The following is a 13,324-nucleotide window of genomic DNA, read 5'->3' as shown; positions in this document are numbered from 1 at the left end:
GTCACTGCTTCGGTCCCAGGCGGCGATGCTGCGGGCAGCAATAAGGCTGCCCCTCGCCGCTGAAGCAGGCCTCCGTCCGGGGCACGTACAGCCTGCAATGAGAACAGGCCACCATGGCCTCGCTCCTGGGTGTCTCGCGCTCGCCGCGCGGAGCTCTCGGCGTGGACCTGCGCCACACGGCATAGACCAGCCAGATCACCAGTATCAATCCCAGCCACTTTAGCAAAATCGGCACCCCATCTCGTTGAACGGGGAAATGATACCGCGCCGCCCGGAGGTCAGTACTCCGGGCGCACGATGGTCACGCTGCACGGCGCCTCCTGCGCGATCCGCGAAGCGACGCTTCCCAGAAACGGCCGCAGACCCCGCTCGATGCCGCTTCCCGGCGTGGAAGCGCCGATCAGAATGTGATCGACCCGATTCGCGCGCGCGTAGTCGAGCAGCGCCTGGGCGGGATCGTCGTCCTCCAGCACGTGGTAGGTCAGCCGCTGCTCCGGGATGCCGATGCTGCGGGCCCAGTGGCGCAGCTCCACCAGATGGCGGATATGGGTCTTGCCGCCGCTTTCCTCCACATAGCTGCTGCCCAGCAGCGGATGCGGTCGGATCACCGTCGCCAGGGCGATCCGAACCTGGTCCTCGTCCTCGGCGGTCCGCCTGACCATCTGTTGCAGGGCCTCGATCTGCTGCTCGCCCCGGACCTGGGTGTCGACGCCCACCAGCACCACCGAAACCAGGGGCCGGCGCCCCATTTGGGGGCAAGGCGCCGGCTCGTAACCCGCCGCCACCACTCTGCGTTGCAGGCGGGTCAGCCAGCCGTCGTGGGTGGTCAACCGGCCCCGCGCGCCGACGACCACCTGATCCGGATGCAGCAGATCGAACGCCAGTTGCGCCGCCGTGGCGTAACGCCTGTCCGCGTCCACCTCCAGGCAGTGCAGAATGATTTCCTGTAGCCAGGGCGGCACCGCCGGATCGACCACCCGCGGCGGCGGCGGCGCTTCATACAAGCGCCGCCGCAATCCCCGCACGCTGTCCGGCGCACCGAACGGCAGGCGGCCCGTGGCCAGTTCATAGAGCATCGCCCCCACGGCGAAGATGTCGCTGCGCGGATCGCAGCGCACGCCCACCACCTGCTCCGGCGCCATGTAGGGCGCCGAGCCGATGGGCTTGCGGAACTCCTCCGCCAGCAGGTCGGGGAAATGGGCGTGATGGGCCAGCCCCAGGTCGATCAGCACGGCCTGCCCGTTACGGCGGAACATCACATTGGAGGGCTTGAGATCCAGATGCGCCAGTTTCTGCTGATGCAGATGGTGAACGGCCGTCGCCACCGCCGCCATCGGCTTGGCCAGCTTTTCCGGCGGTAGGGGCGCCTGCTCGGCCAGTTCCTTGAGGGAAGGGCCATCGATGAACTCCATCGCCAGATACGGCAGCCGCTCCAGGTCGCCGACCGCCGCCAGGCGCGGCACATGGGGGCCGGACAGCGCCGCGAGCATCATCCGCTCCACCTCGTAGCTCACCACCGCGACCGCGCCGTCCCCCTGCCCCAGGCGGGGAACCTTGAGGATCAGGGGATAATCAGTCCCACCGCCCTCGACGCGATACAGCAGCGCCATGCCGCCGGCGTGGATACGGCTGAGAACGCGCAAACCGTCGATCTCGTCGCCGGCTTCCAGATAGGGATACATGATCAGCTTCCGGTTTCGAGCCGCCTGGCGAACTCCTCCGGCAAGCCGGCCTCGCGGACCTTGCGGGCAGCCGTCAGGTGATCGTACGGCACGCGATAAAAAGTCATCAGCGCCCGGCTCGTATCCATCTCGACGTAGCGGGCCGCCGGATCTCCGTCCCGCGGTTGTCCGCAAGAGCCGACCATGGCCAGCCAATGGCGGTGGCGCCCCACCGGAATGGGGATGCCATACACGGGAATGAAGGGCTGGGGCCGGTGATCGGCGCCCATGTAGTACAGCACCGGATCGTGAACGTGGCCGCAAAAAATATGAGTCGCCTGGGCGGCCTCCATGCTGTGGGCGGCCCGCAGCGTATCGGTCACATAGATCCAACGTCCGGGCGAGGCCGCGCTGGCATGGACGAACAGCATCTGGCCCTGTCGGATGCTGAGCGGCAGGCCAGCCAAAAATTCGATCATCGGTACCGGCAGCCGCTTCCGCGTCCAGTCGATCGCCTGCGCGGCGGCGGCGTTCATACGCTCATGGCCGGCGCCGGCGACGGCGGCATCGTGGTTGCCCTGGACCGCGACCGCGGCCTCCCGCCGCACCAGATCCATCGCCAAGGACAGGACGGCTTCCGGATCGGCGTTGTAGCCGACCAGATCGCCGAGGAAGACAAATTGCTCGACGCCCCGACTGCGCGCATGTGCGAGGCATGCGTCGAGCGCCTCCAGATTGCTATGCACGTCCGCAAAAAAAGCCAACTTCAAGGCTCGCCCCCCTTCGCCCCCCTCCGGGGGGTTCGATACTGCTCGCTGCGCTCGAAGTTACGGGGAACGCTGTGGCGGCACCGATACGTTGCGCCTCCGGCGCGTGCCGCTTTTCCTTGGGACGGCCCGGCGGAAAAGCTCGTTTTTTTACGCTAAGGAAACGCGGAACAAGTCCGTTCGCACTGAGCCGCTTCCCCGGACCACGGCCCGGGGAAGCGGAATGGCTCAAGTCACGCTTCGTGATGGATCTCGCGGTCCTTGGTCTCCGGCAAGAACAGGGTTCCCAGTATCGCGGTCATGATCGAGATCAGGATCGGATACCAGAGCCCGTAGTAAATGTCGCCCGTCGCCGCCACCATGGCGAAGGCCACCGTCGGCAGAAAGCCGCCGAACCAGCCATTGCCGATGTGATAGGGCAGCGACATCGAAGTGTAGCGGATGCGTGCCGGGAAGAGCTCCACGAGCCAGGCGGCGATGGGGCCGTAGACCATGGTCACATAGATCACCAGGATCGTCAGCAGCAGCAGAACCATCGGAATGTTGATCTTTTCCGGATCCGCCTTGGACGGATAGCCGGCAGCCTTGATCGCCGCGTCCATCGCCTTGGTGAAGTCGGCGTTCCTGGCCTTGAACTGGTCCGCCGCCATTCCGGTGCCCTCGAAGCTGGAGATCACCGTGGTGCCGATCTTGATGGAGGCAACGGTCCCCCGCGCCGCAGTTTCATTGGCGTAGGGGATCGATTTCTTCGCCAGCCAGCTCTTCGCCAGGTCGCAGGAGCTGGTGAATTTGGCCTTGCCGACGGGGTCGAACTGGAACGAGCACTGTGCCGGATCGGCCACCACCACCACCGGGCTGTTCTGCTGGGCCTTGAAGATGTCAGGATTGCCGTATTCGGTGATGGCCTTGAAGATCGGGAAATAGGTCAGCGCCGCCAGCAGGCAGCCGATCATGATGATGGGCTTGCGGCCGATCTTGTCGGACAAGGCGCCGAACAGGACGAAGAATGGCGTGCCGATGACCAGGGAACCGGCGATCAGCAGGTTCGCGGTCTGCGGATCGACCTTCAAGGTTTGCAGCAGGAAGAACAGGGCGTAGAACTGCCCCGTGTACCAGACCACCGCCTGCCCGGCGGTGCCGCCCAGCAGAACCATGATGACGACCTTGAGATTGTCCCAGCGGGCGAAGGACTCGGTCAGCGGCGCCTTGGAGGCCTTGCCTTCGGCCTTCATCTTCTCGAAGATCGGCGACTCGTTCAACTGCATCCGGATGTAGACCGAAACGATCAGGAGCAGGATCGAGATCAGGAACGGAATCCGCCAGCCCCATTCGTCGAACTCCTTGCCCAGGGTAATCCGGCAAACCATGATCACCAGCAGGGAAAGGAACAGGCCGAGCGTGGCCGTGGTCTGGATGAAGCTGGTGAATAGCCCCCGCTTCCCGGGGGGCGCGTGTTCGGCCACATAAGTGGCGGCGCCGCCGTACTCGCCCCCCAGCGCCAGGCCCTGCAGCAGGCGCAGCGAGATCAGGATGATCGGTGCGGCCACGCCGATCTGCGCGTAGGTGGGCAACATGCCCACCACCGCGGTCGACAGGCCCATGATCAGGATGGTCACCAGGAACGTATATTTTCGGCCGATCAGATCGCCCAGGCGGCCGAACACGATGGCGCCGAAGGGGCGCACCGCGAAGCCGGCGGCAAAGGCCAGGAGGGCGAAGATGAATGCCGTGGTCTCATTGACGCCGGAGAAGAAATGCTTGCTGATGATGGCCGCCAGGGAGCCATAAAGATAGAAGTCGTACCATTCGAACACCGTGCCCAGGGATGACGCGAAAATAACCTTGCCTTCCTCCCGACTGATGCCCCGGGACGGTTGTCCGGCCGAGGGAGATGAGCCCTGGCCGAGGGTTTGGCTTGCAGATCCGTTCGCCATAATGCCTCCTCCTATATTTGATTTTTGGCTACCCGATCGCGGCATCCTCCGTCATTCGCATTGTCACGATCGCCTGCCGAACGGAACACCCGCCGTTTCATCGTAGGCAGCAACCCTTACTCGAGGCTTACAAGAAGGATCAGCGTGAAAACAAGCTTTTCCGCCGGGCCGTCCCAAGGAAAAGCGGCACGCGGCGCCAGCCGCAACCTATACGGTGCCGCTACAGCGTTCCCCGTAATATCGAGCGCAGCGAGCCGACTCGAACCCCCCGGAGGGGGGCGAAGGGGGGCGAGCCTTTCCAATCAAACAGCAGCCGGAATGCTCAGCCGCACCAAAGTGCCCCTGCCAGTCGCGGTGCTGTCGATCGATACCGTCCCCCGGTGCAGTTCGCAGACCTCCTTGACGATGGTCAAGCCCAGGCCGCTGCCATCGGTTCCCGTGCCCAGCGCGCGATAGAAAGGTTCGAAGACCCGTTGCCGATCCTCCACGGGGATGCCGATCCCCGAATCCTCGAACTCGATGCGGCAGTCCGTGCGGTCCCCACTGGCGCGCACCGTGACCATTCCGCCCGGCGGCGTGTATTTGATGGCGTTGTCGAGCAAGTTGGTCAGCATTTCATGAAGCATGAACGGACTGCCCCTCACCCAAAGCGGCCGCCCCTGCGATTCCAGCCCCAGATCGATGCGCCGCGCCAGCGCACGGTCGGCCCATTCGTGGGCCACGCTGCGCACCAGCTCATTGATATCCACCGGCTCGAAATCCTCCCCACTGCCGCCGATGGCTTCCGCCCGGGCCAGTGAAAGCAGTTGCTGGGTGAGGCGGGAAAGGTTTTCCGCGCTCACCGCCACCTGTTCCAGGCCCCGCCGCATGGCTTCGGGAGAGGTCTCGCGCAGCGCCAGTTCGGTCTGGGTGCGCAACCCGGTGAGCGGCGTCTTCAACTGGTGCGCCGCATCCGCGATGAAGCGGCGCTGGGCCTCCAGGTTACCGTCCAGGCGCACCATCACGTCGTTCAAGGCCTCCAGGATGGGGCGGATCTCGGAGGGAATGCCGCTGACGCTGATCGGCGTCAGATCGGACGGCAGGCGATCGTGCAACTCCTGTTGCAGGCGTTGCAGCGGCGTGATCCCGCGCGACAGCCCGAGGTACACCAGCAGCACCGCGATGGGCACGATGACGAACTGGGGCACGATGACGCCCGAGATGATGCGGCCGGCCAGGCCCAGCCGCTTCTGGCGGGTTTCCGCCACCTGCACCAGGACCGGCTCCCGGTCCGGAATCAAGGGCAGAAAACTGTAGGCCACGCGCACCTCGTCATCCAGGATCGAGTCGTCGCGGAACAGGACCTTCGACCCGTCCACGGCCTCCGGCGGGTCCACCGGAGGCAGGTCCCGGTCGCCGGCCACCAGCTTGCCGTCCGGGCCGAGAATCTGGAAATACACCCGGTCCTTGCTGTCGGCATGGAGGATTTCCCGCGCGGGGTTGGGAAAGTTCACCGTCACCCGGCCCTGCTGTATGGCAACCAGGCGGCTCAGGCCGCGCACTTCATTGGCCAGTTGCTCGTCGTAGGGCATGTTGGCGAGACTGTCGGCCACCTGATAGGTCATCACCACACTGATGGCCCAGAGCAGCATCAGCAGGGTCAGAATCCACAGCAGGATTTCTCCCAGCAGGGAATTGAAGGCGTATTGCAGGCGACGGAAGCGCCGCTCAGGCATGATCCGCCGGCTTCTCCAGGCTGTAGCCCAGCCCGCGCAGGGTGGCGATGCGCACGCCATAAGGCTCCAGCTTCTTGCGCAGCCGGTGCACATAGACCTCGATCGCGTTGGTGCTGACCTCGTCGCCCCAGCCGCAGAGATGGTCGGCCAGATGCTCCTTGCTCACCAGGCGTCCCACCCGCAGCAGCAGCATTTCCAGCAAGGCCAGTTCCCGCGAGGAAAGGTCGATGACCTGCCCACCGACCGACACCACCCGCTCGCCCTGATCGTAAGCCAACGCGCCGACCTCGATGCGCTTGGGCTGGCCGGTGCCGCGGCGGGTCAATGCCCGGACCCGGGCTTCGAGCTCGGGCAGGGCGAAAGGCTTGGTGAGATAGTCGTCCGCGCCGGCGTCCAGGCCGCGCACCCGTTCCTCGACGCCATCCTGGGCGGTGAGAATCAGCACCGGCAGGGGCGACTTGCGGGCGCGCAGGCGCTTCAGCACCTCGATCCCCGACAGGCGGGGCAGGCCCAGATCCAGGATCAGCAGATCGAATTGCTGCGACAGCAAGGACGTATCCGCATCGACGCCGTTCTGCACATGATCGACGGCGAAGCCGGATTTGCGCAGGGAACGCACCAAACCGTCGGCGATTATCCGGTCATCCTCAGCCAGCAGAATCCGCATGAGACGAGGCAATCCATGTAAGTTGAACGTAAGAGTCGCGGATTAGATTCAACCCGGTCATTCTCCCCGGCGCGGTCTTCGGAGACCCCGGCTTCCGCGATGGAAACCGGCAGTTTCAGGAGGCAGGCAAAGCCCTTGCGCAGGCCACCCCCTACCGTTCTTTTTATGCGGAAAAGTCTAGCACGGCGCTCTCGCCCCCTCGCAAGCCGATGTGCCGGCGGACGATCCGGCGCCCCGCCCGCCCTCGGCCATGCCTAAATCATTCAACTTCACCGCCCCGCCTTTCGACAGCCTCGCCCCGCGCGAGCGGGAACGTGTCAGGGCGACGCTGGACATCGGCTACTACCGCGGCGGCGAAACGATCCTGGACGTCCACGAATCCCCGGCCCATCTCTACATCCTGATCAAGGGCAGCGTCCGCCAGATCGTCGGCGACGAGACCGTGGCCAGCTACGGCAAGGACGATTACTTCGACATGCGCAGCATGGTGGCCGGCGACAGCGGCAGCCGCTTCGTCGCCGGCGAGGAAGTCCTGGCCTACCTGTTGCCCAAGGAGGTGGTCAAGGAGCTGATTTCCGGCAACGCCCAGTTCGGTGCGCTGCTGTTCTCGGACATTTCCGAGAAACTCAACGCCCTGGCCGAACGCGGCGGCCGCCGTGAGTTGCAGTCCCTGCTCACCGCCCGCGTCTCGCAGGCCTTTGTGCGCCAGGCCCACCGCGTCTCCGGCGACACGCCGGTCACCGAGGTGGTGCGTCTGCTGGTGAGCCGCAAGACCTCCTGCGTTCTGGTCGAGGACGGGGAGCGGCTGGGCATTTTCACGACCACCGATCTGCAGAAGGCGGCCTTGTCGGACCAGGAATTCTCCCGGCTTCAGGTCCGCAATTGCGCCAGCTTCGGCCTGATCACGGTGGGGATCCATGATTTCGTTTTCGACGCCCTGGTGACCATGATCCGGCGCGGCGTGCACCGTCTGGTGGTGCTCGACGGCGACGATATCCACGGCATCCTGGAACAGCTCGACCTGATGAGTTTTCTGACCAACCATTCCCACATCATCTCGCTGCAGATCGAGCAGGCCGAGAACGTGGAGAGCCTGGAGGCCGTATCGCCCCAGATCCAGCGCCTGATTTCCATCCTCGACGGCGGCGGCGTCAAGGTGGAACTGATCTCGCGGCTGGCCCAGGAACTCAACCGCCAGATTTTCGCCAAGGTCTGGCAACTGGTGGCCCCCCCTGCATTGCAGGATGGCAGCTGCCTGCTGGTGATGGGCAGCGAAGGCCGTGGGGAGCAGGTGCTGCGCACCGATCAGGACAATGCGCTGCTGATCGCCGACGGCTATCGGAGCACCGACGCCGAAGCGGCCTGCATCCGTTTCAACCAGGTGCTGGAGCGCTTCGGCTACCCGGAATGCCCCGGCAACATCATGGTGCGCAACCCGCTCTGGCGCCAGTCGGAGAGCGACTTCAGGCAGACCCTGCGGCACTGGGTGCACGAACCCAGCGCCGAATCCCAGATGAACCTGGCCATCTTCATGGATGCGGTGGCGGTGGCGGGCGACGGTGAAATACTGGAGCGGACGCGCGCCTATCTGCTGTCCCTGGTGAATGACCACCAGGGGTTCCTGGCCCACTTCGCCCGCGCCATCGACAGTTTCGAAGAACCGGGGCACTGGTGGTCGCGGGTGCGCCACCTGGTGGGCGACGACGACGAGATGATCGACCTGAAGAAACAGGGCATCTTTCCCATTGTGCACGGGGTACGCGCCTTGGCGCTGGAAAGCGCGCTGCCCCAGGTCAGCACGGCGGAGCGTCTGGAAGCGCTGACGCAAAGACAGATCCTGGATCGCCAGATGGTGGAAACGCTGATCCAGGCGCTGCACTATCTGATGGGCCTGAAGCTGAAGTTCGGCCTGCGCAGCATCACCGTGAAACAGGCGCCGGGCAATGCCATCCGCCTGGACGAACTGACCTCCGTCGAGCGGGACATCCTGAAGGACTGCCTGCAACAGGTGAAGCGCTTCAAGACCCTGCTGCGCCACCACTTCCGCCTGGACGCCTTCTGAAATGCAGCTATTCCGCCGCCTGCAACGGCGCTGGTGGCGGCACCGGCTGCGGCGCCCCGAATTCCGTTTCCTCTTCGATCCGCCCCCCGCCGGGGAATGGGTTGCCGTGGATTGCGAAACCACCGGCCTCGACACGGCGCGCGACGAAATCATCGCCATCGGCGCCGTCCGCATCCGGGGACAGCGCATCCTGACCAGCGAGCGGCTGGAACTGATCGTCAGGCCCGGCATCGCCCTCAGCGCCCCCAGCATCCGCATCCATCGCCTGCGGGAAATGGACGTACGGACCGGCCTGGCGCCGGAAGAAGCCATCCGCCGCTTCCTGGAATTCGTCGGCAACCGCCCCCTGGTGGGTTACTACCTTGAGTTCGACGTGGCCATGCTCGACAAGCTGGTCCGGCCGTTCCTTGGAATTCCACTGCCCCAGGAAAAGATCGAGGTCTCGGCCCTCTATTACGACCACAAATACCGGCAGAACCCCAATACCTTCATCGACCTGCGCTTCATGGAAATTCTCCGCGACCTGAACCTGCCGCTGCGCGACGAGCACGACGCCTTCAACGACGCCCTGATGGCTGCGCTGGCCTTCGTCAAGCTGCACCGGCCGGCATAGCCGCGCCGCGCGAACGCCCATGAAAAAAAGCCCCGCCGACTGGCGGGGCTGTGCGAGGAACCAAGACTCAGTGGCTCGCCGCGCCTGCGGCGCCGATGCCCGTCATGGAACGGACGAACTGGGGAGCGAACGCTTCCTGCTCCTTGGCTGCCCGGCTGCTCTTGTCCATCACCGAGAACAGCCAGCAGCAGAAGAAGGCTGCCGCCATCGAGAACATCGCCGGATTGGTGTAGGGAATCAGCGGTTCCTTGGCCATTTTCAAGGTGTCCACCCAGACGCTTTTGGTCATCACGATCAGGGTCACCGAACTGATCAGGCCGACGAAGCCGCCGACCACCGCGCCGCGGGTGGTCAGACCCTTCCAGTACATGGAGAGGATCAGCACCGGGAAATTGGCCGAAGCGGCGATCGCGAAGGCCAGGCCGACCATGTAGGCCACGTTCTGCTTCTCGAACACGATGCCCAGCAGGATGGCGACGACACCCAGGCAGACAGTGGCGATCTTGGAGACCCGGATCTCGTCCTGCTCGTTGCTGCGGCCCCGGGCGAAGACGTTGGCGTAGAGGTCGTGCGACACCGCGGAAGCGCCGGACAGGGTGAGGCCGGCGACCACGGCGAGGATGGTGGCGAAGGCCACGGCCGAGATGAAGCCGAGGAACATGTTGCCGCCGACCGCATGAGCCAGATGCACCGCCGCCATATTGCCGCCGCCCTTCAGTTCCAGCTTCCCGGACACCGCCATCTTCGCCGCGTCCAGATACTCCGGATTGGTGGAGACGAAGAGAATCGCGCCGAAGCCGATGATGAAGGTCAGGATATAGAAGTAGCCGATGAAGCCCGTCGCGTAGAACACCGACTTGCGCGCCTCCTTGGCGTTCTGCACGGTGAAGAAGCGCATCAGGATGTGCGGCAGGCCGGCCGTGCCGAACATCAGCGCCAGGCCCAGGGAGACGGCGTCGACGGGGTCCTTGATCAGCGAACCCGGCCCCATGATGACCTTGCCGTCCGACACCTTGTTGGCCTCCTGGAACACCGTCACCGCCTTGGCGAACATCGCCTCCGGCGACATGCCGTTCTGCCACAGCACGGCGCCGGCCATGAAGGTCGCGCCCGCCAGCAGCATCACCGCCTTGATCACCTGCACCCAGGTGGTGGCCAGCATGCCGCCAAACAGCACGTAGGACACCATCAGCACGCCGACGATGATTTCCGCCGTCATGTAGTCGAGGCCGAACAGCAGCTTGATCAGCTGGCCCGCGCCCACCATCTGGGCGATCAGGTAGAACGCCACCACCACCAGGGTGCCGGTCGCGGCCATCGAACGCACCGGCGTCTGGGCCAGGCGGAAGGAGGCCACGTCGGCGTAGGTGTACTTGCCCAGATTGCGCAGCCGCTCCGCGATCAGGAAGGTGATGATGGGCCAGCCCACCAGCCAGCCGATGGAATACAGCAGACCGTCATAGCCCTTGGCGAAGACCATCGAGGAGATGCCGAGGAAGGAGGCCGCCGACATGTAGTCGCCGGCGATCGCCAGGCCGTTCTGGAATCCGGTGATCCCGCCGCCGGCGGCGTAGAAATCCGCCGCGGACTTGGTGCGCGCGGCGGCCCATTTGGTAATGGCCAGCGTGAAGGCGACGAAAACCCCGAACATCGCGATCGCGGGCCAGTTGGTCGCCTGTTTCTGCGCCTGGCCCAGATCGCCGCCCGCGGCCAGCGCGGCGGCGGACACGGACAACAGCATCAGGCCCAGCGCCCCCCTCCCCAGGGGATGGGAAAAGATGGCTTTCATTATTTGGTCGCCCTTTCCACAATCTCATGGGTCAGATCGTCGAACTCGCGGTTGGCGCGGAAGACGTAAATCCCGGTCAGGACGAAGGCGCTGAGAATGACGCCGATCCCCATCGGAATGCCGACGGTGGTCAGCCCGCCGGAAAGGGACTGCTTGAGTACGCCGGGCGCCAGGGCGACCAGCAGCACGAAACCGAAATAGATCACCAGCATCAGCGCCGTCAAGGTCCAGCTCAGACTGCGTTTTTTATGCACCAACTCCTGAAACTCCGGGTCCGCCTGGACCCGCTGGGCAAGTTCCTGCCTCATGGTTTTCCTCCTCCACCGCATTGATCGAATTGATCGGCGTCCGCCGTCCGGACGAATACCGACCGTCCTCCCCGCACGCGGCGCCGGCCGGCGCCCCGCGCGGGGATTCGAAACTCATGCTAGGAGGAATGACTTACCCGATACTTACAGGCGCAGCGCGATATTCAGACATCACGAAAATGGCCCGATCGTCAGTGATTCGTAAGAATGACTCGTTACAGTCCGTCCCGCTGTTCTCCTTTACGCGGTCTTCGGAGGCACGGGTATCCGCAACGGAATCCGACTTGCCTCAGGGGGCGGAACTCCCTGCAAGGACGCCCCCTACCGTTTTTTCTTCTTCCTCTGGCGGCGGACGCCGCTTACCGTACCTGCAACAGGATCTTGCCCATGTGGCGGCTGCTCTCCATCAGCCGATGAGCCTCCACTGCCTCGGACAGAGGAAAGATCTGATGAATGCGGGTGCGGACTTTCCCGGCCGCGACGGCCGGCCAGACCTGCTGCAGCAGGGCATCGCGGATGGCGGTCTTCTCCGCCAGAGTGCGCGGCCGCATGGTGGAGCCGGTGATGGTCAGACGCCGCATCATCACGTTCATGAAATCGAACTCGACGCGGCTGCCCTGGAGAAAGGCGATCAGCACCAGGCGCCCGTCCTGGCGCAAGAGGGAAAGATTCTTCTGCAGGTAGGGGCCGCCCACCATGTCCAGGATCACGTCGACGCCGGTCTTGGCGGTGATCTCGCGGATGCGGGCGACGAAGTCCTCCTGCCGGTAGTCGATGCCCCAGTCGGCGCCGAACGCCCGGCAGACCTCGATTTTCTCGGCGCTGCCGGCGGTGGCGAAAACCTCCGCGCCGACCAGCTTGCCCAACTGGATCGCCGCCAGGCCGATGCCGCCGGAACCGCCGTGCACCAGGAGACGCTCACCGGCCTTCAGCCGCCCCAGGTCCATCAGGTTGTGCCAGACGGTGAACCAGTTCTCCGGCAGGCCCGCCGCCTCGGCCAGGCCCAGTCCGTCGGGAACCGGCAGCAACTGGCCGACGGGGGCGACGCAATACTCGGCATAGCCGCCCCCCGGGGTCAGCGCCGCGACGGCATCGCCGATCCGCCAGCCTTCCACGCCGGCACCCAGGGCGGCGATGGTGCCGGCCACTTCCAGCCCCAGCACCGGCGAACTGCCCGGCGGCGGGGGATAGTTGCCGGAACGCTGGACCACATCCGGACGATTGACGCCGGCGTAGTGCACCTCGATCAGCGCCTCGCCCGGCCCCGGCTGTGGACGCGGCGCCTCGACCAGTCGCAGCACCTCCGGCCCGCCAGCGACATCGTAGTGAATCTGCTTCATTGCGGCACCGGCGCCTTGTCCACGCCGCGGATGACGGCGCCGGCGGTCAGGCCGCGGCTTTTGAACCAGCCGGTGTTCATTTCCAGGGCATAGCGGGCGGGGCTCGCGGCGCAATGGGTCTCCTCGCTGCCGGGCCGCATCTCGGCGACGTTGAGAATCCGCCCCTGCTCGTCCAGGAAGGCGACGGCCAACGGCAACAGGGTGTTCTTCATCCACATGCAGTGCCGCGCCTGCTGGGTGAAGACGAACAGCATGCCGTGATTGGCGGCCATCGACTGGCGGTGCATGAGACCCTGCATGCGCTGCGGCTGGGTCGAAGCCACCTCGGCCTCGATGCGGTGGATGCCGGCGGAAAGTTCCATCGCCGGCAGACTCTGCTGGCCCCACGACGCGCTTGCCGCGCCGGCGAAGGTTATCAGTAGGCAAAGAAGACGCTTCATGAAACGGCACTCCCGGTCCAGGCTAGCC

General features: G+C 65.0%; 12 protein-coding genes. 2 read left to right on the top strand and 10 right to left on the bottom strand.

The window, feature by feature from the left end; genetic code table 11:
• Position 1: 1 nt before the first annotated feature.
• From B9N43_RS15720 to B9N43_RS15695, 6 genes are all read right to left on the bottom strand, one after another.
• The gene (locus B9N43_RS15720) at positions 2-235 is read right to left on the bottom strand and encodes a PP0621 family protein (protein WP_222428758.1); all 234 of its coding nucleotides are present in this window, start codon (positions 233-235) and stop codon (positions 2-4) included.
• A gap of 43 nt (positions 236-278) precedes the next feature.
• Complete coding sequence (locus B9N43_RS15715) at positions 279-1,682, bottom strand: bifunctional serine/threonine-protein kinase/universal stress protein (RefSeq protein ID WP_145843143.1); 1,404 nt, start codon at positions 1,680-1,682, stop codon at positions 279-281.
• A 2-nt stretch (positions 1,683-1,684) separates the two neighbouring features.
• The gene (locus B9N43_RS15710) at positions 1,685-2,425 is read right to left on the bottom strand and encodes a metallophosphoesterase family protein (RefSeq protein ID WP_261379449.1); all 741 of its coding nucleotides are present in this window, start codon (positions 2,423-2,425) and stop codon (positions 1,685-1,687) included.
• Positions 2,426-2,661: 236 nt separating this feature from the next.
• Positions 2,662-4,362, bottom strand: a complete 1,701-nt coding sequence (locus tag B9N43_RS15705; RefSeq protein ID WP_145843140.1) for an MFS transporter — start codon at positions 4,360-4,362, stop codon at positions 2,662-2,664.
• A gap of 302 nt (positions 4,363-4,664) precedes the next feature.
• Positions 4,665-6,077 (bottom strand): sensor histidine kinase, encoded by a 1,413-nt coding sequence (locus B9N43_RS15700; RefSeq protein WP_186453866.1) that lies wholly within the window; start codon positions 6,075-6,077, stop codon positions 4,665-4,667.
• Positions 6,070-6,744, bottom strand: coding sequence for a response regulator transcription factor (locus tag B9N43_RS15695; RefSeq protein WP_145843138.1), 675 nt, complete (start codon positions 6,742-6,744; stop codon positions 6,070-6,072). The genes B9N43_RS15700 and B9N43_RS15695 overlap by 8 nt, the downstream gene beginning before the upstream one ends.
• 250 nt (positions 6,745-6,994) lie before the next feature.
• Here B9N43_RS15695 and B9N43_RS15690 point away from each other — a divergent pair, with 250 nt between their 5' ends.
• Entirely contained in the window at positions 6,995-8,806 is a 1,812-nt protein-coding gene (locus B9N43_RS15690) for a putative nucleotidyltransferase substrate binding domain-containing protein (protein ID WP_145843137.1), read from the top strand.
• 1 nt (position 8,807) lies between these two features.
• Positions 8,808-9,419, top strand: coding sequence for a 3'-5' exonuclease (locus B9N43_RS15685; RefSeq protein WP_145843136.1), 612 nt, complete (start codon positions 8,808-8,810; stop codon positions 9,417-9,419).
• Positions 9,420-9,486: 67 nt separating this feature from the next.
• Here the strand turns inward: B9N43_RS15685 and B9N43_RS15680 are convergent, their stop codons facing one another.
• From B9N43_RS15680 to B9N43_RS15665, 4 genes are all read right to left on the bottom strand, one after another.
• Positions 9,487-11,208, bottom strand: coding sequence for a cation acetate symporter (locus B9N43_RS15680; RefSeq protein WP_186453865.1), 1,722 nt, complete (start codon positions 11,206-11,208; stop codon positions 9,487-9,489).
• Complete coding sequence (locus B9N43_RS15675) at positions 11,208-11,516, bottom strand: DUF485 domain-containing protein (RefSeq protein WP_145843135.1); 309 nt, start codon at positions 11,514-11,516, stop codon at positions 11,208-11,210. The genes B9N43_RS15680 and B9N43_RS15675 overlap by 1 nt, the downstream gene beginning before the upstream one ends.
• A 359-nt stretch (positions 11,517-11,875) precedes the next feature.
• Positions 11,876-12,856: an NAD(P)H-quinone oxidoreductase gene (locus tag B9N43_RS15670; protein ID WP_145843134.1), complete on the bottom strand. Its 981-nt coding sequence runs from the start codon at positions 12,854-12,856 to the stop codon at positions 11,876-11,878.
• Positions 12,853-13,296, bottom strand: a complete 444-nt coding sequence (locus B9N43_RS15665; RefSeq protein ID WP_145843133.1) for a DUF192 domain-containing protein — start codon at positions 13,294-13,296, stop codon at positions 12,853-12,855. Before B9N43_RS15665 ends, B9N43_RS15670 begins: the two co-directional genes overlap by 4 nt.
• Between the last annotated feature and the right edge of the window lie 28 nt (positions 13,297-13,324).

The organism is Denitratisoma sp. DHT3, from assembly GCF_007833355.1.
Lineage (GTDB): Bacteria > Pseudomonadota > Gammaproteobacteria > Burkholderiales > Rhodocyclaceae > Denitratisoma.
This window is presented reverse-complemented; position numbering and strand designations above follow the sequence as displayed.

Coding starts and splice junctions, on each gene's coding strand:
- B9N43_RS15715 (WP_145843143.1), bottom strand. CDS start 1,682: ATGTATCCCTATCTGGAAGCCGGCGACGAGATCGACGGTTTGCGCGTT.
- B9N43_RS15705 (WP_145843140.1), bottom strand. CDS start 4,362: ATGGCGAACGGATCTGCAAGCCAAACCCTCGGCCAGGGCTCATCTCCC.
- B9N43_RS15700 (WP_186453866.1), bottom strand. CDS start 6,077: ATGCCTGAGCGGCGCTTCCGTCGCCTGCAATACGCCTTCAATTCCCTG.
- B9N43_RS15695 (WP_145843138.1), bottom strand. CDS start 6,744: ATGCGGATTCTGCTGGCTGAGGATGACCGGATAATCGCCGACGGTTTG.
- B9N43_RS15690 (WP_145843137.1), top strand. CDS start 6,995: ATGCCTAAATCATTCAACTTCACCGCCCCGCCTTTCGACAGCCTCGCC.
- B9N43_RS15685 (WP_145843136.1), top strand. CDS start 8,808: ATGCAGCTATTCCGCCGCCTGCAACGGCGCTGGTGGCGGCACCGGCTG.
- B9N43_RS15680 (WP_186453865.1), bottom strand. CDS start 11,208: ATGAAAGCCATCTTTTCCCATCCCCTGGGGAGGGGGGCGCTGGGCCTG.
- B9N43_RS15675 (WP_145843135.1), bottom strand. CDS start 11,516: ATGAGGCAGGAACTTGCCCAGCGGGTCCAGGCGGACCCGGAGTTTCAG.
- B9N43_RS15670 (WP_145843134.1), bottom strand. CDS start 12,856: ATGAAGCAGATTCACTACGATGTCGCTGGCGGGCCGGAGGTGCTGCGA.
- B9N43_RS15665 (WP_145843133.1), bottom strand. CDS start 13,296: ATGAAGCGTCTTCTTTGCCTACTGATAACCTTCGCCGGCGCGGCAAGC.